Below are 20,512 nucleotides of genomic sequence, written 5' to 3'. Positions count from 1 at the left end.
ATTTTGGCGGGTCTAGCCAGTTTGGTGGACGTCTTGTCACTTAGTTGTGAATGGCTGGATGCCGGTGCTTTTCAAAATCATGAAACAAACCGTTATTTGACGGTACTTAACGCCGATGTTGAGCTGAGTTAGAACGGATGGACATTAAGAAGTGCACGCTTTTAGCGCTGAAATGCTTGTTTTTTTAAAGTTTGGTGGTTCGCAAAGGCAAGTTGGTAAACTTGCCTAAGAATGGCGCTCAAGCCAGAGCTACCGATTAACTTGCGAGGTTGCGGTGAAATTGGTAGTCACTAAACTGCCCATCAGCGTATCAATGTGAAGACAGCGTAAAACGACCTTTCCGGATAAATTCTGGGAAGGTCGTTATAGGTTTATAAATAAGGAATTAATGACTAACGATTGACTGCTGGTGCGTGTATTGCGCCGCGTGCCGACCGGAATTGCGTCCAGAGTAGAAGGCGTAGCCAACACAGGTTCCAGGCATGTTAGGACCATACGTATCACCAGTTAGTCCAGCGGCGTCGTTGCCAGCAGCGTATAGACCGGTGATCGGCTGACCAGTAGTGTCTAAAACTTCATTATTAGTGGTTACTTTGAGACCGCCCATGGTACAAAAGGCACCAACATTGAGTTCAAAGCCGTAAAATGGACCTTGCGAAACTTTAACGAGATATTCAGGATTCTTGCCGAAATCATCGTCTTGACCATTATCACAATATTGGTTGTAAGTTTGAATGGAATGGGTGACTTGATCAACAGGTAGGTGCATTTTGGTCGCCAGTGCTTCAATCGTATTGGCTTTAAAAATAAATGGTTTATTGGCGGCCACGGCTGCATTGATTTCAGCCTGGAGTTTCGTCATTTTTTCGCCCCGCCGAACGTAAACACCTAAGCCCATGAAGTTCCCGTCCTGAGCCATTTTGTTGATCACACCTTGGTCGAGAATGCTGAATACTTGGTTTTGGGTGTAGAGCGCGTTGCCGGCGTATGAGAAGTTATAAACGACAGCTTCATCGACAAATCGTTCCCCATGTTCGTTTAGCCAGAGCAACGGTTGCTGGCCGGCCGCTGTTTCCATCTGGGAGGCCATGTACTTAAAGGAAGGTTCGCTCGGATCTTTGAGGTAACCGCCAAAGAGCATCGCCATCCCCGTGCCATATTGTTGTGCACCGGCTTGCCACGCTAGCCGAAGACCGTCACCAGTTCCTTTACCTGAACTAACTGGAATTAAGCGGCGCGTGTCATAGTGGGTCAGTTTCTGCATCATGTCGGGATTATTGAGGTAACCACCGGTAGCAAGAATGACTGCGGCCGTATTGATGACTTGGGTCTCATTAGTGGCGGCACTTTGAATCGTTACACCGGTAATTGCACCGTCAGTGGCTTGATGTAGCGTGATGGCGGTCGTGGAAGTCAGTAGTTCGACCCCCAGCTTTTGTGCTTGTGGTTGTAAAGCGTCATGTAAGACAGCTTGGCCCATTCCTTTATAAATATGCCACGTGGCTTCGCCGGCACCCATTGCTTGTACGCCTTCGTATTCGACACCTTGATCTTTAAGCCATTGCACCGTGTTGGCGCTATCGTCCAAGTAACGACGCCAGATTCGAGAATCAGCGCGATATTTAGAATAGTCGACTTCTTCTTTTAAAACGTCAGTGGCGGAAACGTTGATGTTTTGGGCCTTTTGTAAGTATGAGTCGACGGCAAAGAGACCCTCAGTGTAATTGCTGCTACCGCCAGTATGGCGTCCTTTTTCGAGTAATAACACGGACGCGCCGTGTTGTGCGGCTTCTAGGGCTGCCGCTGTTCCTGCTGCTCCGGTACCAACGACGACAATATCGTATGAATCATGTTTTGCTAACGTCATGTCAATTCCTCCAAACTGATTTGTTATCTAATGAGCATTTGACGGCTAAATTCACCATTACTATAATGAAGTAACCGCTATCACACCCTCATCATAACGGGGGTATGGTGGTTAGCAAACAGACAATTTGGTTCGGCAGGCGAATCAATCGTGCGGATGGAGTTGAAAAAATGGATCTTGACCGGCTACAGACGTTCTTAAAAGTTGTTCAGTATGGTAGTTTTCAGCAAGTGGCTGCCCGTGAATATCGTTCACAGCGGACAGTATCAAAGCAAATGACCCAGTTAGAAAATGAATTGAAAGTGACGTTATTTGACCGTGGACAGAACAGAATTCAATTGACTCCTCAGGGGCGGTTATTTTGGGCATCTGCTCAGGATATTGTGAACAACTATACGACGGCCTTGACGGAGTTACGTCAATTTAATGTTCCTACTGATCAAATCTTACGAGTCGGTTATTTCTCAGCCTTTGAGCAGCGGCTCCTATTACCGGCCTTATACGATTTAAAGCAACAGCATTCGGAGCTGCAACTCGTTGTTCGCCAAGGTAGTAACGAGCATCTGGCGCAGCAAGTAGCTGATGGTTCACTTGATTTAGCACTATCGATTAATTATGGCCGTCCCGCCGTTACTCCAGAATCACAGTTAACCGCTGTCCCAATTTATCATAATCAAATGGTGATTGGGGTGAGCCGGCTAAATCCACTGAGTCGATTGTCACAATTGCCACCGAGTGCGTTGGCGACTTTGCCCATTTTATATTACAGTCCAGAAAGCTCAACATTTTTATTAGAAAGTTTTTTGGCTAGTGCCCCGTTTATTCAAGACTATGAGCAGATTCGGCGAGTATCTAGTGCAGAACAGATGCACTTGTTAGTTGCGTTGAACCAAGCTTTGGCATTCTATCCTGCGGGGTTAGTGCCAACTGAGCATGATGAACAAGTCGCGTATTTGCCGATTACGGATGCTACGCAACAAGGCTATGACATCGTGGCGTTATTAAAATCAAACCGGTCCCGGCCGTTGATAGCCAAATTGGTACAGCGGTTAAAGGCGAACGCGAAATCTGACGAGTAGAAGATTAACCTCACAGTGAGAAGGTACTGATACGGTGAGCTTGCTTAAGTAAAAGGACCGGCTGAGATTGCAGGCCTGTAAAAATTCAGTGACTCCGTTATAATAAAACCATTGTTCTCAAACTAATGAATTTATACAGGAAAGTGGGCCCAACATGTTTCAAGATATTCAACCACACGTTTTAAAAAATCAGAATGATCAGCAGCGGGCACCCCGGTCGGGCGATTATATCTTAATTGGTCGTCAACAACAGGTGCTTTTAATGAATGGAACCTTGCCCAAGTACGAAGATATCGATGCGGATTACGCGTTTAGCCCTGACCAGTATCAGTATTTGCTGGCTGTCGATCAGGCGGCCTTTTTCTGGGTCGATGTTGATGCGGTTGCGAATGATAACTATACCGTTGGCACCACTCGAGGGTTCCGAGACCTAACACCGGCCTGGTTGGCTTTCAGTAGTGCGACGGCTGCCCATTTGGCTTGGTGGTATGATACGAAGCGGTTCTGCGGGCATTGCGGCCAACCATTACATCCAGGCGCCACGGAACGGTCACTGGTGTGTGCAGCGTGTGGTCAGACGATTTATCCGACGATTATGCCTGCGATTATTGTTGGCGTGACGAATGGTGATAAAATTTTGATGACCAAGTTTTTATCCGGCTACAATCATTTTTCACTGATTTCAGGTTATACCGAAATCGGTGAGACCTTTGAAGATACCGTTCGCCGGGAAGTCTTTGAAGAAGTCGGCCTTGAAGTTCATAATATTCGGTACTTCGGTAGCCAACCGTGGGCGCCATCACACTCCTTACTGGCCGGCTATTTTGCGGACCTTAATGAGAACGTGGCAATTGAGCTAGAGACGGACGAACTATCGAAAGCCCAATGGTTCCAGCGTGACCAAATTCCTCATAATGATACGAACACGAGCCTGACATGGACGATGATTGAAGCATTTCGGCATCATCAGGAGAAGTAGAATTATGCTACATTATACCGAAAATTAAACGGAAGTTTTTAATAAGATAGCGTACTGAGAATTGAAAGCTAAATTCTTGGTACGCTATTTTGATGTGATGGTCGAGTTTAAGGCGGCTTTCCTACAAACGATCATTATTTAAAATGATGGTAGTAGCGATACAAGCAGTTATTTAGTCGGCTATGAGACCATAGCTTGAAGTCAATTAATGCTAGTGTCATAAAGTGTGGTTACTTTACAAGATGGGCTAAACTGATAATAATCAATATTAGTTATATTAATTAAAAAAGGGTGAAGCAGAATGGCACTACTTATTTCGACTGGTGTGTTAGTGGTTGCGGCAATGGTTAGTATTGTAATTAACCGTCGTTGGCTCCCACGACTATCGGTCAACTATGTGAGCATGTTTATTGGGGCGGGGATTGCGGTTATCCCGTTCTTAAATGGCCTTATCGAAAAGTTCAATTCAGATATTTTTATTGGACTGATTGTAGCACCATTATTATATTTTGAAGGCCAGAATACGCGGCTGAATTTAGTTGGTCGTCACGTACGAGAAATTGTGAGTCTTACAGTTGGCATGGTGATTTTATGTGCAGTCATGGCTGGACTCGGCACTAGCCTGCTAGCGGGTGTTGGACTACCATTAGCCTTTATCTTGGCTGCTATCAGTACACCAACTGACGCAACGGCTACTGAGTCGGTGACGATGGGCCGGGTGCTACCGCAGCGTGAACAGACTAGTTTGAAATTAGAATCATTGTTTAATGATGCTTCGGGAATCATTCTGCTAAACATGGCTATTCTGTGGTATGTTAACGGTTATATTAATTATTCGCAGACCTTATGGGATTTCGTCTATGCAGCTGGTGGAGGGATTGCTTTTGGTGGCCTTGTAAGCGGCTTAATTGTTTATATTCGACAATTAATGTTGCGCTCTAAACTTAATTTTATTAATAACACGTATAATAATGGTACTCCGTTAAAAGTGATTTATTTAATGACACCATTTGTGTTGTACTTTGGTGCTGAAGCACTTGGTGTTTCCGGTATCATTGCTGTTGTATTTGCGGGATTAGTTCATAATGCTGAAGGGGAGCGGAGTGCATTAGCCAATCCTCAGCTCGCCAGTGATATTTATCAATTAATTGGCCTATTGAGCGATATTTTAAATAGTGTGGTCTTTATTGTATTGGGAATTATGTTATTGCGGACCGCGTTGGATCATTCCGTCTCTTATAATGGATCACTGATCTGGATTGTAATTGGTGTTATTTTATACGTGGCCAATCTATTAGCACGTTATGGTTACGTTCGACTTATTCATCATGTCCCTAATCGAGAAGCGTGGGTATTTGCTTTGGGGGGCATTCATGGTGCTGTGACGTTTGCGTTGGCCTTTACCGTTGCGGAAACTCAAGTTAAAACGACTGATTTCAATTTAGTCTTGATGTCTGAAAGCTTATTGATTATTTTGAGCTTATTAGTACCAACGATTGTTTTTCGCTGGCTATTGCCGAAAATTAAGACTGATACGGATGGTGCGGCCAAAATGGCGGTGATTAGAGAACAGATGATTGAAGCTGGAGTTCATGATTTGTGGCAAATGCCGATTTCACAAGAATTTAAAGCTGCGGTGACGTTTGACCTACGTTCACAGAATGGACACACGACAGTTCGACAGTTTATTTCGGAATGGCGTCGGATGGTCCAACATCCTGAATATACTGCTGATGAAATGCGTGAACTAATGGTTATTTATCGACAAGTATTTCAAACGGAACGCGATTATTTGCAGCGACAATACGATGCGACACATGCCATTAGCGAAGACTTGTTTAACCGCTTGTATCATGAAATTACGATGGCTGAGATGGTTGTTCTGGAGTATGGTGTGAAGTAAGCGGGATAATCCAAGATTGGTGTGGCAAGTCGAAATATTGATTGGTGATCGTCTCAAATGTAAAGGCACCCCAATACTTATTCACTGTGAATAAGTATTGGGGTGCCTTTTTAAGACTAGAAACCTGCAATTAAATAGTTGGTAATAAATATTAAGTTGGCTGTCAGTGTTTAAATCAATAAGGGGGAATTTTTGTTGATTGCCAGAACTTGATTGGGATATTGCAAGCGAGTGTGATTAGTTGTTTGGAAAGTTCGGCAATGCCACCACTTGATTCATCCGGGGACTGATATTGTGCATGATGTCAAATATGGTCATTAGGATGTCAGTCAAAACAATGACTCGCCGGCGAGTGTCATAATAAAAATTAATGCTGGGTTGTTTAAACGTGAAAACCAACGTCTGATTGGCTGCATTGCAAGGGCTAGTTTCACCCAATTGATTGAAACCCAGAAATCAACGGATGGTCTAACTTGATTAAAGGCTTAAAATTGCATTAAAAACACTTTGTGGCAGCTTAATCGTATTTTTGGACGCGCGGCGTTTATTAGCGCTTTGCCGTCGTAGTAGGGCCGCTTTTTTGGAAGTACTGTGTTGTTCGCCGTTCACCGCTGCATTTTTACGCAATGGTGGGACATCGACGCGGGCGATAACCTTACCTTCAATACGTGCTTGGACGGGTGTGGGATATAGTTGCCGTGGAACCGTCGTCTTCAGATTGGCGACCAATTGCTGCGTCATGTTGGGGGCGTCTTCACGATGGACGATGAAGGTCAACGCATCTACGGGCGCATAGTTGATATCAACTTCAACTTTGACTAGATCACTGACTTCATTAGCCATAAAGGCGGTGCTTAAACTCGCAAAGCCATGTGAGACTGATTTTAGTTCTGAGAAAAAGTGGTAGGCGATTTCTGACAAGGGTATCTTGAGACTTGCAACAATCAAGTCCCCGCTGTTTGCCAAGTCGATCAAGGTCCCTTTATGCTGTTCCGCAAGCTTTAATACGGCATTTAGATTGTCAGCAGGCATCGTGATCTCGGCTTTCATAAAGGGTTCAGTCACTTCTTTAATGAGACTGAATGCCGGAAACTGAACGGGATTATTGACGATCACTTGCTGACCATTGGTGAGTGTAACGTGGTAAGTCACATTGGGAGCCGTTGTTAGCACGTCGACCCCGTACTCATCGTGGAGTCGTTCACGAATGATTTGGAGGTGAAAGGTTCCTAGAAATCCGCAACGGAAGCCAACGCCAAGCGCCTCGGATCGTTCTTCAACATAGGTAAATGACGGGTCGTTCAAGTTCAATTTTTGAACGGCTTCCTTAAGTGCCGGATAGTCATTATTCTTAGGATATAAGCCCGCGAAGACCATTGATTTGGCTGGTTGGTAGCCGGCTAGCGGCCGCTGCGTGGGGGTGGCGACGGACGTCAGCGTATCACCAACACGGACTTTTCGTGGATCTTTAATACCAGTGACCACGTAACCGACGTCACCAGCGCTTAGCGATTCTTGGGGGTGCATTTGAGGCGCGAAGACACCAATGGCCTTGCCGTTAAAATCCTGTTGTCCTTGCATTAAGCACAGTGCTTGTTGTGATTTGAGCTGACCATCAATCAGTCGGACATAGGCAATGACACCTTGATATGGGTCATACAACGAATCAAAGACTAAAGCTTTCAGCGGCTGGTGTAAGTCGCCTTGGGGAGCTGGCAACCGCTGCTTGATGGCTTCCAAGACGGCCGGCACGCCTTGCCCGGTTTTAGCGGAGATTTGCAAGACTTGCTCGGGTGTGAAAGCTGAGTCGAGGTCGTTCAATTGGGCCAACGCAGCGTCAATATCCGCAGAGGGCAGATCAACTTTATTGAGAACTGGTATCAAGGTTAATTGACGTTGTTTGGCAATTCGGTAATTGGCAATGGTCTGCGCTTGAACGCCCTGAGTGGCGTCTACTAATAGGATGGCACCCTCGGTAGCAGCCAAGCTTTTAGCCACTTCGTAATTGAAATCAACGTGACCAGGGGTGTCAATTAAGTTATATTCATATTCTTGACCATCATCGGCCTGATAGTAATTCCGAACTGTACGTGCTTTGACAGTCACGCCATGAGCCTGTTCAACGGTCATATCGTCTAATAATTGGGCGTGCTGTTCACGCGCACTGACGGTCTGGGTCAGCGACATGATTTGATCCGCCAACGTTGATTTACCGTGATCAATGTGGGCGATGATGGCGAAGTTACGGATATGGGATTGTTTCATTTGTGCGAAAACTCCTTCAAATATTGGGTCAAGTAGTAACGAATTTGTTGTTGGGCCTCCGGTATAAGTCGAATTTCGAAGTCGGGATAATCAACGGATAATTTATGATGATTAAAGCTGGTCAAAGCCGCCATATTTATGAGCCCACTGATAATGCCACTTTGAATAATGAACAGGTGGCTAAATTGGGACTGGTCTAATAAGTGGTCTGTTTGGATAACGAGTTGTTGTCCTAAGTGTTGACTGGCGCGATACAGGGCCTCACGTTGTGTGATGGTTTCCTGCATGTTAGCTTTGCCTTCTAGGATTGGTCCACGAATGGCATTCAATCGAATCAGAACGCTATGTTCTTCAATTAATTGGCGAGTTTGGGTGGTCATCCACGCGATAAAGTCGTCAGCTGATAGTGGTGGTTGCTGGGCTAAGTCGGTCGTGAGTTGGGTAAAGTATTGTTGATAGTCTTCCAATAAAATCGTCATGAACAAGTCTTCTTTGGTCGTGAAATAGCGAAAAGTCGCCCCCTTAGAGCTACCGACGGCTTCCGCAATTTGCTGCATGGTGATTTCGGGATAGCTCCTATGGGCAAATAAATTAATGGCAGCCGTCATGATGGCTTGACGCTTGGCTGCTTTTTGACTGGGCGTATAGATATTAGCCATGTCGGATCCTCCTAATTTAAAAATGACCGGTGGTTATCTTTGAACCAGAATACGCCAAAAATAACCACGGGTCAAGATTGAAGTGGTGAATGCTGATGAATAAATCGGTAAAGGTAATGTTTTCTCTCAATAAAGCCGGCTATAAAAAATCAAATGATTGATTTTTTATAAACGGCTTTTTCGTATATGTATGAATTGGGTGTCAGTAACTGTTAATGGCTCATTTATAGTAAGTAAAGGCCTAAATTGACTGGACGTGATAAAGTCGTCAGCTGATAGTGGTGAGTGCTGGGCTAAGTCGGTCTTGAGTTGTGTAAAGTACCGCTGATAGTCTTCCAATAAGAGCGTCATGAACGAGTCTTCTTTGGTCGTAAACTAACAAAAGGTCGTTCCTTTTAATATTTAATTATTAAATATATGGTATTAATTATATTTTCTATTGGAATAAGTTCGGAGTTAAAGGGAGAGCAGAGCTGCATTATTTAGTGGGATTTATCATTACAACTGGCAATGATTAGATAACTAGGCAGGTTGGGTGATTAAAAGCGCTATGTGTAGTTTGCGGATATTTTGGAAAGTGATAATCAGGCCGAATATTAATGGTGTCCATCCGGTTTATTCGGTCTAACTGTCACGTAAGCCTTCTGGATTAACAGGGGTGGATAAATGCAATAAATACGTTAAAATTTTTAACCATTATAAAATAATAATGTTATAATTATACGGTAAACAGGGGAAACAATACTGTCTGTTATCTATTGTTGATAATAAGGGTATCAGCGCGATATTAAATTTATTTTTATAATCAAACTGTGGATGAAAGGTTAACGGCTGAGCCGTTAGTCTCTAATAAAGGGCGATAATGATTAAGAAACGGTGCAAAAAGACGCCAGTACGGATCAGAAGTCCAAAATAGCCTGCGTTATATTGTAACTACCGTGCAGGCTAATCGTTGGCAAGGCCGGTTACCACCGACTAGTGAGCAAGTGTGCCAATGGTTATCTAGTTGCATTAGGTGTTCTACTACTGGGACTGTTATTGATTGCTAGTTAGGGTAACTATAAATGTGAGCGCTATCAATGACTGAAGTTAAAAGATTACGCTGTCACATAGAATTGCTGATTAAAAGGGGATGGTCGGGTGCGGCGAATATGTAAAGTATTAATGGTAATTATCAGTATTATTTTAGGAAGTAGTGCGCCATTGAATATGGCAATACCACCGTTATTGGCGCTGGCCGCGCCGGACACTAGTAGTTCTTCGACGATGAGTAGCAGCGCAATTAGCAAAGTTACTGATACCAATGTGATGGCCGTGAGTGCGGATGTGACGAGTACAACAGACACGTCTGATACGAGTAGTTCTGACAGTACGTCGGCGACTAGTACCACGACGGGTAATGATACCACTGAGACGGCAGACACGGCAGTGGAATCTGGAACTGTTGGGACGGTAGCATGGACCATTGACGACGCAGGGGTGTTAACGCTTAGTGGTGGTAGCTTTGCTGATTTAACTGGTAAACGTTCGCCTTGGTATGATTATGCTTCATCGATTACGAATATAAAGATTACGGATGAAATTACGGTCACAACGGCTTCGAATTATGGATACTTGTTTGCTAGCCTCGCTAACGTAGCAACAGTCACAGGTTTAAATAAGCTTTCGATGAGTGGTGTAACTAGTACCCAGTCTATGTTTTATCGTGATAGCAAGTTAACTTCAGTCGATTTTGGACAGACCGATTTTTCAACAGTGACTACTATGGAATCAATGTTTGAAGGGTGTAGCGTGTTAACTAAAGTAAATACTACGAACTGGAATGTCAGTCATGTAAAGAGTTTTAAGAGAACATTTTACATGTGTGGAAAACTCACTATGCTTGATGTGAGTAACTGGGATGTAACACAAGTAACTAATTTAGACAGTACATTTTCTGGCTGTTCTTCACTGCCTGAGTTAGATGTCAGTCGCTGGAATACTGCTAATGTGACAACACTAGCGTCTACATTTTATAGTTGTTCTTCAGTAAAGATAATAAACGCAAGTGGTTGGGATACGGCACGAGTAACCGATATGACTGCTACTTTTATGAACTGTACTTTGGCAACTGAACTTAATGTTAGTGGTTGGGATACAGCGAAGGTAACTAGCATGTCTCGAATGTTTTTTTATTGTGAAAATGTCATCCAACTAGACGTTTCTGGATGGATCACTTCCCAAGTAACTTCACTGGGGAGTATGTTTCAAAACTGTTCTAAAGTAGTAACGCTGGATGTTGGTACTTGGGATACTAGTAAGGTTACGGATATGTCATTTTTATTTGGAGGCTGCAGTTCTTTAACGACTTTAAATCTTGAAAAATGGGATACTGGTTCTGTAACAACTCTTTATTCCACCTTTTATAACTGTTCTGGGTTGACTAGTTTGCTGGTTGATACTTGGGATACTAGTAAAGTTACAAATTGTTTTTGGACGTTTGGTGGTTGCTCATCATTAACAACTCTCAATCTTCGTAGCTGGGATCTTCAATCTGCTACCGCCAGTTACGGGAATTTTTTTAATGGTTCAAAAAAATTACAGCATTTGACACTAGGTCCTAATTTTACGTTTCATAATGATAAGACGATGTACTTGCCGGAGCCAAGCAAACAACTACCATACAATGGGACGTGGCAAAGGAACAATGATGATCCAACCTATACGTCGGCGGAACTAATGACTAATTATGATGGCGCAACCATGGCGGGGACCTATAACTGGGTTAAGACAAGTGGAACGGTGCTTGTCAAATACGTAGACGGCGATGGTGTTGAAATTGCGGATGAAGAGACGTCATCCGGGACATCGGGTGATGCTTACCAAACAACGGCCAAAACGATTGATGGTTATACGCTTCATGCAACGCCAACTAATGCAACTGGAACGTATGACGCTTCGACGATTACAGTAACCTATGTGTACGATGGTAACTTATTCTTCAATTCGTCACCAACAATGCTCGATTTTGGCAGTCATACAATATCGGGAACAACTGAAACTTATGCGCCTACTCTGGATAAGACACTTGCGGTTCAGAATAATGGGCAAATAAGTTCAACCTGGAATTTGACTGCAGAACTCGATAGTTCAGGCTTTGTGGGAGCGGACACTGGAAAAATGTTGTTGGCTACATTATATTACCAGACCGATGATGGAAAAATGACCTTGTCACCTGGGGTAGCCGTACAAGTCTACTCACAGACAACGACTGATCATAAAAGTGTTGATATTTCGGAACATTGGTCCAGCAACTTAGGATTGCTACTAGAAGTCCCAAATGGGGCTGCCATGGCTGACACATACCAAGGCACGATTTCATGGCGTTTGAATAATACCGTGGCCAATAATTAATTAGTGATTCATAGTTAAAAACACAGCTTAGTTTGAAAGGAAGCGTATTGTAATGAAGAAATTCGTTTTGGGATTAATGATTTCTGCAGGACTTTTGGGAGCCACAACGGTTGTGGCTAATGCTGATACGACTGGTTCTTCGACCGGTGATGTAACATTTACTGGGGGAACATTGTCAATGAGTGTTGACGCTACTCATTTAGCTTTCGGTAGCAACACGATTACCTCCAGCGATGCCACCTTAGCCACTTCATCGACACCAACTATTACGGTAAGCGACTTGCGTGGGACTAGTGCAGGCTGGACCTTGACGGTTGCTCAGGGGCAACAATCCAATACAGATGAAGAAGGTGCTGGTTCAGCCTTGACGAATGCTGCTTTGACAGTTGCGGGTACTGAGAGTGATTCGGCAGTGACAAATGGCAGTACTACGTTAACGCCGGGGACAACTTCTGCCGCGGGTGCAGCTGGGACCGTCGCTTCTGCTAAGAATGGGACTGGTAACGGGGCATCAACGGTGACATTTAGTGATTCTAAGCTGGCTGTTCCTGGGAAAACGACTAAATTAGCTACGGGGTACACCACCACGTTAACTTGGAACTTAAGTGCCACACCAGAAAACTAATCCGGGTGAATAGTTAGCCGATGTTGGCTACGGCCAATGTCGATACATAATCTGAGAAAAAGGCGGGGTTAAAGTGCAGAAACGATTGCGATTATCTTTGGGAATGTTATTGGCGGTTGTCGCTAGTTTATTAATGATGGGACAAGCGGCCTCTGCTGATCAGGGCGTTGGTTTTGAAATCACGCCAGTCCAGTCTAGCAGTCAGGTCGATAAGCGTCTCTCTTACTTTGATTTGAAGTTAAAACCGCGACAAACACAAACCGTTGCGGTCAAAATTCATAATACGGCTAGTGCGCCCATTACAATCAATATAGGTATTGCTAAGGCCACGACAAATATTAATGGGGTTGTGGAATACAAACATACGAATAATCGCAGTGCGAATTTGTCGTATGATATTAGCAAATTAGTGACAACTGATGAACCACAAGTCAAGCTGGCTAAGGGGCAAGTCAAGACGGTCAAGTTTCAAATTAAGATGCCGGCCAAAAGTTATCAAGGCATTTTAGCAGGTGGGATAACTTTCCTGAAAAAGGCCACGGCAACTGATACTAAAAAGGCCGTGGCAGTCAATAATCAATACGCTTATACTGAGGCTGTAATTTTGCATGGTAGTAAAGACCTAACGACCAATCAGCTGACGATGAATAAGATTACGGTCAAACAGCTCAATGGGCGCAATGCTATTAATTTTCCATTAGTCAACCATACGGCGGCTTACTTAAATAAAGTACAAACTAACATCAAAATTTATCATCGGGGTGGCAGTCAAGTTGTCTACCATCAAAAGCTAGCGAACGGCCAGATGGCGCCTAATTCAATCTATAAATTGCCATTGCAGACGGGAGAAAAAGCGTTAGCAGCTGGTAAATACACGGCCGTTGTGAAAGTCACTTCCAAGAAGCAACACTGGCAATTTAAGCAGAATTTTGTGATTACAAAGGGCCAGGCGGATACCTTGAATAAGACAGCGGTTTTGAAGCAAGGGCCTAACTGGTGGTTGTATATCGGGATTGGGTTATTACTGTTATTATTGATTATCCTAGTGATCTGGTATATTTGGCGCAAACAGAAGAAAATTAAATCGTTAGAGAAACAGTTAGCTGAAAAGAACCGTCAAGATAGTGAATCATAATCAAGACGCAAGTGCAGTTTAATCGATTAGCACAGATTAACAATTAACATGAATAGTGGATATCAAGGGCGTTTTTGGAATGTAATATTCTGAAGATGCTCTTTTTGAATTGTTTGATATAAAACAGAAATTAACGAACATTGAGTGACTAGTAACCACCTGGAAAATACCGGCATACTATTAAAGTAATGTTGCGAGGATTAGATGTTTTGGCGATATTTATAATTAATGTATAAATGTTGTTGGAGAATATGGTTCTATGTTTATCTAAAATAGTTATAGTATATATCATGACTATAGGTGCTGAATTGAAGTTGAGTTCTCAGTAAAGTGTTGTTATATCAAAACTTTGGTGACCATTGATTATTAGGTTTACTGTTAGTAAAAGGTGTATACTGATTGATAACGTTAGATATATAGGGTATTAATACTGTTATAACTAATTGAAAATGTTTCGGGGTAGATATAATGCAAAGACGACGCTTACAACGAGCACAATTAACAGAAAAACGAACTTATAAAATGTATAAAAAAGGACGCCTGTGGTTAATTGCCGGGTTGAGTACTTTCACTTTGGGTGCTAGTCTGCTACCGATGACGGGGCGGGCAGACACGACTAGTACGCCTGCTGAGAAACAGGGGACGAGGACAGAGACAACTGGCAACCAAGTCACATTGGCTAGTAAGTCGGTTGGTAGTAGTTCGATGGCCAATGATGGCGAAGAAAAAACTAATAACAGTCAGGTAGAGACGAGTAGTGAAGCTAGTAATGTTACTGCATCGACTGAAGCTAAGTCAACGGAATCAACGACTCAGACTGTGGTTGATTCCACCGTGACTAGTACGGCTACTGAAACAACACGTGCAAACGGTGCTACTAATCAGACCAGCAAAATGTCCATAGTCGATACGACGTCTAACAACACAGAACAGAATCAAGCAGTAGGTGGTACAACAGACAGTACGGCAAGTACCGCAACTATTGAGGATCAAGCTAAGGCCGCCAACAGAGCAACCACTGATGGCAAGATAAATACGGCTACAGTAGCTACGAAAACAACTACAACTGCCAGTTATGCAACCGCGGATATTAGTACGAATACCATTCGCAGTGCGCAAAAGCTAGCACGAGCTACTGTGGCCACCGTTGCGACAGTAAATTCAGCGACTAAGACGTATGATGGTAAGATAGATACACCAAATCGCTATACGATTACGCTAACTGACGGAACTAAGGCGCCCTCAGATTGGGCTGTAACGAGTACTGCGAATGTTTATACGGTTACTGACTTAACGGACGTTGATACGTCCAAGTTTGGATCGAGTGTTGGAACATACACATTGGCACTCTCAACGGCTGGAATTACTAAGCTAGCTGAAGCTAATAGTAGCGCGGATATAACGGCTGCTAACGTGGTGACAGGAACACTAACAATCAAGCAAGCTCCGGTACCGACTGCGATAATTACCATTGGTTCAGCTAGTATTGACTATGGGGATGCTAAACCAAGTACGTATACAATTACGGTGCCGAGTCAGTATGCAGTTCCCAGCACCTGGACGTTAGCTAGTTCGGCTACTGATGGAACGACTAATACTTATATGATTGCAAGTTCTAGTGGCGATGTTATAGTTCCCACAGCAACCCAATCTGGAACGTATCAGCTTGTGTTGTCAGATCAAGGCTTGACAGCTTTACAACAGGCTAATCCTAATGCTGCTATTACTGCTGATACGATTATTGCTGGTAGTTTAGTTATTGCGGCACATGACATTATTACGATGGGTGCGACGACAATTGTCGTTAATAAAACGACTAGTACGGTTCCGGTGACGGTCAATAGTCGTACTATTGTGGTTCCAACAGGTTGGACAATTCGTTACGATGATATTCAGACTGATGCGATTGTGTATGACGTCCCCGTTTCCGATACGACATATTCGGAAGCGGTTAATACTGCTGTGGTTGATAAATACACCATTACATTGACTGATGATACGATAGAAACATTAGCTAACCTTAACAGCAGTACGACTTTTAATAGTACGACGGTTGGTAAGGGCGTAGTGCTTGTCAAGGCTAGTGCCGCAGTTGCCATCTCACCTGCAAACTATGGCGCGCAGGCTAGTGCCGAAACTCCGGTAACAGGGCTGACAATTTCACATGCCCGAACAAAGGGAATTGATTTAGCATATGGTCAGGCGCTGTATTTGATCTTGCCGCTTATTAATATGAATCCATCAGGAATGACTGTGGCTAATCTTACTGATTATGTTATTATTCCATCTGGTTTTAAGGTTGCTACTAATAGTGAAGGAGCTATTAACATAGCGACTGATCCAAGTAGTGTGTTAACGTCTGCTATTGAAGCAATGATGACGAAAAATGATGTGACCTATCAGGGGTTAAAGGTGACCCAACTGACAGACTACAGGGGTCGCCAAACATTTAAAATTCATTTTGATAAAACCACTGTTTATGATGGTGGTGCATTTGCAACGCTAAAATATGCATTATTACCGGTCATTGCTGTTCAAAACACTGGGGTGACTAGTGGTTTAATTGGTAATCAAGTTTCAAGCCCGGATTCGGCGGTGGTTTATGTTACTGATGATTCTAATGAAAATAATGGTAGTTATTCGTTGAATTTGCAAAATTATACTAATATTGACAGTGTCGCTGATGCATTAGGAATTGCGGATGCTGTCACGATTGGTAGTGGTTTCACAAGTTACCTATATCATTACACGCTATCGGCCAAAACGATTACCGATACTTATAGTTTAGTAGGAAACGATGGCACGTCATTAGGCGAAGTAACTTTTACGGGCGACAGTGGTAAGACGTATGTACCGATGACTAAATTACCCATGACAATTACACAAAATGGCGTGACGTATTATTTGAACACTAGTGCAGTTTCGTTAACTCAGACATATTCTGGTGATAGTAATTCAAATTACACAGTTACTTACCAGCGCTACGTCACAACGACGACTGATACTGCGGCCAAGATAACGATTGCACCAGCTTCAAAAGTCTATGATAACAACGCCACGACTGATCCAAGTTGCTATACGGTATACTTGCCAACTGAATATACGGCCCCAAGCGATTGGACTGCTGATAGCGCGGCGACGGCTATGGATGGGACGACGGCGTACCAAGTCAGTACCGACTACCTTAATACCACTGCAATTGATCAGAACGTGGGCACTTACGCCGTCACGCTGAACAGCGCCGGGATGGCAGCCTTAGCCGCTGCTAATCCAGACTTCTTGATTGCAGGCGATGTGAATGTTGGTGGGACCCTGACGATTACTCAACGTCCAGTGACGATTACCTTGCCGGATACGATTCTGTGGGCCAATGGTCAGGAACAAAATATTACGCCGGTCATTACTGGTGTTGTTGCGGGGCAAAGTTTGGATTACACGTTAACGTCAGGGTTAACTGATCCGGACACGACAACCATTACGGCCACGCTGACGAATGCCGCTGCTAATAGTAATTATAAATTGACGAATTCGCCTAGTGGTCAGTTGACGGTGGGCGCCGTAGCGGTTGTCTATCAGTATGGATACCGCGACAAAGCGGGGACGCTACACGTGGTAACAACGGCTAATGGAACGGCGACGCACGGGACTGATGTTACCGCTAAGGGCTATTTGAGCTACACCACGAGTGATACGACTGCTGCGCATGCCAAAACTGGTTATACGTTACAACCAGAAAGTACTGGCTACCAAGCCGATGGTACTTTAGCGGACATTGGTGGGCAGGTCGTGTACACCTATTTAGCGAACACAGAAAAGATTGCGGTCGTTTACGTCGATCAAGATAAGAACAACGTGATTTTATATCAGGTCCCCTTCAGTGGGAGCTTTGGCACACACACGAATTATACGACGGCGCAGGACATTGCGGCGTATGAAAAATTAGGCTACGTGCTAGCTTCGGATGAGGTCCCAGCGCAGCTTGAGTTTGATCAGGATACTGAACAGACCTACTACGTATACCTGAAACATGGCACCATCACGGCGACGGTTGATCAGCCAGGTAACGTGGCCGTTAGTGATTTGATGAAGACCAGTCAGCGAACGATTCATTACGTTTATGCTGATAACACACCCACGGACTTAGCGGATGTGCTTCAAACGGTCACGTATACGCGCACGGCAACGGTGGATGCGGTGGATAGAACGGTCCTTTCGTACGGTAATTGGACGACCACTGTGAATAGCTATCCGGCCATTGAGTCGCCGACCATTACTGGTTACACGGCGGGTCAAACGACTATCGCGGCGGCTGTACCCGCTAGCATGGGCGAGACTACGGAAACAACGGTCCGATACAGCGTTAATTCTGAAACGATCCGGGTTCAATTTGTCGATGGAACTACGGATAACCAAGTCTTAAGTTATATTGATTTGAATGGGAAATACGGTGATGCTTCCGACTATACGGTCACTGCTGATATCGCGAAGTATGCAAAATTAGGCTATGAACCAGTTAACTCGGATTTGCCTAATCAGCTGATTTATAATCAGAATGCCCAAGTTTATACGGTTATACTAGCGCATCGTCACGTGACGGTCAGCGTTGATCATCCGGGCCAACCTGGTCAGGCCATCGATGCTGATTATCCAGCCGGTCCTAAATATCCGGCAGGAACTGGTCGTGATTCGTTGCAACAAACAGTGGTTCGGACGATTACGTATCAATATGCGTCAGGTGAATCAGCGGCTGAAACGGTTAACCAGTCGGTCACGTTCAATCGCACGGCAACTTTCGACATGGCAACGGGTAAGCAGCTGACTTACGGTGACTGGACAGTGGCACCTGGTCAGTCAGCACTATTGGCCGCGGTTACGTCACCAACGATTACAGGTTATCAAGCCAGCGTTGCAGAAGTCGAAGCAACGTCGGTCACTAGTCACGATAAATCGTGCTCGATTGCAATCACGTACACGGCCAAATCGCAGACCGCAACCGTTGCGTTTGTGGATGTAACGAGTGGTAAAACACTACCTACGATGGTAGTAACTGGTGCTTATGGCACTACGAATAGTTATTCGCCCGTTTCACAAATTGCTGCGTATGAACAACTGGGCTATCGATTAGTTTCGAATAATGTTCCGACGACTGGTATCACCTTTGATCAAAATGACGTCATTAAGTCATACACGGTCAAGCTAGCGCATCAAATGACGACGGTCACGCCAACTAAGCCTGGTCAACCAGGTCAACCAGTTGATTCCGCTCATCCAGAAGGGCCCAAGTACCCAGCTGGTACTGGGCTTAAAGATTTAACAACTAGTGTTCAGCGAGTCATTACCTATGTTTACAATGATGGTCAAACTGCGGCGCCAACCGTCACGCAAACGGTCAGTTTTGAGCGCAAGGCGACCTTTGACCAAGTGACAAAGGTGGTGACGTATATGGATTGGCGTACACCTGAATCAGCGTTGACGGGGGCATACGCAGTCGTTGAATCGCCAATAATTGCTGGCTACACCCCGAACGCAACCCGTGTTGCTAGTGTAACTGTCAGTGCCAAAGATACTGAGTCGCGACAAACGGTTACTTACCAAGCAAATCTGGAAACGGCGATGGTGACTTATGTCGATGCCACGACGGGCCACCGACTGGGTACAAGCGTGACGTTAACCGGACGATTCGGTACGCAAGCGGATTATCAACCAACGACAATGATTGCGCAGTATACCCAGGCAGGCTATGTCTTGATGGGGAGTGATTATCCGGCAACGGGTGTTACTTTTAATCAGGCGGGCGTCGTTCAGAAGTATACGGTGTACTTGGCTCATAACAAAATCGTGATTACGGCACCAGATCAGCTCACCAAAACGATCACGCAAACGGTTCACTATCAGGATCAGGCTAGGCACACGCTTCAAGCTGATACGATCCGGACGCTGACGTTCACGCGTTCTGGGATTGAAGATGCGGTGACTGGTGTGGCAACGTATCGTGACTGGGCACCGACCGGGTTGAACTTTACAGCCATATCTGCGCCAACAATTGCGAAATACCATGCGTTGACGGCGACCACTCAGGCCGTAGCCATCACGGCTGCTAGTGCTGATGATGTCCAAACGCTAACATATGCGCTGGACGTCCCAACATCGATAAAGCCAGGTAAGCCGACAACATCGGACGATTTAATCAAGCCAACGACGAAACCAATCACGGCTGCTAAACCAACGCAACTCACTAAGCCGGCAATGGTTGTGAAGGCTGTTCAAGCCACAACTGGCAACCAGACGCCAGCTAAATCGACAAGGACGTTGGTATCGAGTCGCATTAAGGCTGTCAAAACAGCTCCGGTATCAGCAGTCATCAAGCCGGGAAGTAAAGTAACGGAGCCGGCTCACAAGGCTCAAGCAGATACAACGAGTCGATTGCCACAGACTGGTGAAACGCGGTGGTCTGAAATGGCTGCTGAAACACTAGGGCTAACACTAGCAACATTATTGCTGGGCTTTGGTGGCTTGAAGCGTAAGCGGCATGAAAAGTAATGAATTTTTTTAACTGTGCATAACAAAAAACGCTTAACATCCTAGCATTGGCGAAAAGTCAATGGGA

General features: G+C 44.6%; 10 protein-coding genes. 7 read left to right on the top strand and 3 right to left on the bottom strand.

Going from position 1 to position 20,512, the window contains the following annotated elements; genetic code table 11:
- Positions 1-385: 385 nt before the first annotated feature.
- Positions 386-1,867: a vinyl phenol reductase gene (gene vprA / locus MZO41_RS14125; protein ID WP_003643412.1), complete on the bottom strand. Its 1,482-nt coding sequence runs from the start codon at positions 1,865-1,867 to the stop codon at positions 386-388.
- 170 nt (positions 1,868-2,037) lie between these two features.
- Between vprA and MZO41_RS14120 the strand changes: the two genes are divergently transcribed.
- From MZO41_RS14120 to MZO41_RS14110, 3 genes are all read left to right on the top strand, one after another.
- Positions 2,038-2,946, top strand: coding sequence for a LysR family transcriptional regulator (locus MZO41_RS14120; RefSeq protein ID WP_003643411.1), 909 nt, complete (start codon positions 2,038-2,040; stop codon positions 2,944-2,946).
- Positions 2,947-3,100: 154 nt separating this feature from the next.
- Complete coding sequence (nudC, locus tag MZO41_RS14115) at positions 3,101-3,925, top strand: NAD(+) diphosphatase (RefSeq protein WP_003642367.1); 825 nt, start codon at positions 3,101-3,103, stop codon at positions 3,923-3,925.
- A 301-nt stretch (positions 3,926-4,226) separates the two neighbouring features.
- Positions 4,227-5,828: a cation:proton antiporter gene (locus MZO41_RS14110; protein ID WP_013355942.1), complete on the top strand. Its 1,602-nt coding sequence runs from the start codon at positions 4,227-4,229 to the stop codon at positions 5,826-5,828.
- Positions 5,829-6,305: 477 nt separating this feature from the next.
- Here MZO41_RS14110 and lepA read toward each other — a convergent pair whose 3' ends face one another.
- Together lepA and MZO41_RS14100 are read right to left on the bottom strand one after the other, a co-directional pair.
- A complete protein-coding gene (gene lepA, locus MZO41_RS14105; protein WP_003643409.1) occupies positions 6,306-8,093 on the bottom strand; it encodes a translation elongation factor 4 in 1,788 nt (595 codons plus the stop codon).
- Positions 8,090-8,752, bottom strand: coding sequence for a TetR/AcrR family transcriptional regulator (locus MZO41_RS14100; RefSeq protein WP_003643408.1), 663 nt, complete (start codon positions 8,750-8,752; stop codon positions 8,090-8,092). Before MZO41_RS14100 ends, lepA begins: the two co-directional genes overlap by 4 nt.
- A gap of 1,164 nt (positions 8,753-9,916) precedes the next feature.
- Between MZO41_RS14100 and MZO41_RS14095 the strand changes: the two genes are divergently transcribed.
- From MZO41_RS14095 to MZO41_RS14080, 4 genes are all read left to right on the top strand, one after another.
- Positions 9,917-12,145 carry a BspA family leucine-rich repeat surface protein gene (locus MZO41_RS14095; RefSeq protein ID WP_024272112.1) on the top strand — a complete coding sequence of 743 codons (2,229 nt, stop codon included), beginning with the start codon at positions 9,917-9,919 and terminating at the stop codon, positions 12,143-12,145.
- A gap of 52 nt (positions 12,146-12,197) precedes the next feature.
- Positions 12,198-12,770, top strand: a complete 573-nt coding sequence (locus MZO41_RS14090) for a WxL domain-containing protein (RefSeq protein WP_058906770.1) — start codon at positions 12,198-12,200, stop codon at positions 12,768-12,770.
- A gap of 73 nt (positions 12,771-12,843) precedes the next feature.
- Positions 12,844-13,905, top strand: a complete 1,062-nt coding sequence (locus tag MZO41_RS14085; protein WP_003643405.1) for a WxLIP family cell surface protein — start codon at positions 12,844-12,846, stop codon at positions 13,903-13,905.
- Positions 13,906-14,373: 468 nt separating this feature from the next.
- Positions 14,374-20,445 (top strand): mucin-binding protein, encoded by a 6,072-nt coding sequence (locus MZO41_RS14080; RefSeq protein ID WP_058906771.1) that lies wholly within the window; start codon positions 14,374-14,376, stop codon positions 20,443-20,445.
- Positions 20,446-20,512: the final 67 nt, after the last annotated feature.

It is taken from the genome of Lactiplantibacillus sp. C232, assembly GCF_023806725.1.
Taxonomy (GTDB): Bacteria; Bacillota; Bacilli; order Lactobacillales; family Lactobacillaceae; genus Lactiplantibacillus; species Lactiplantibacillus plantarum.
The sequence above is the reverse complement of the archived record's forward strand: the minus strand, read 5'-3'. Positions and strand labels throughout refer to the sequence as shown.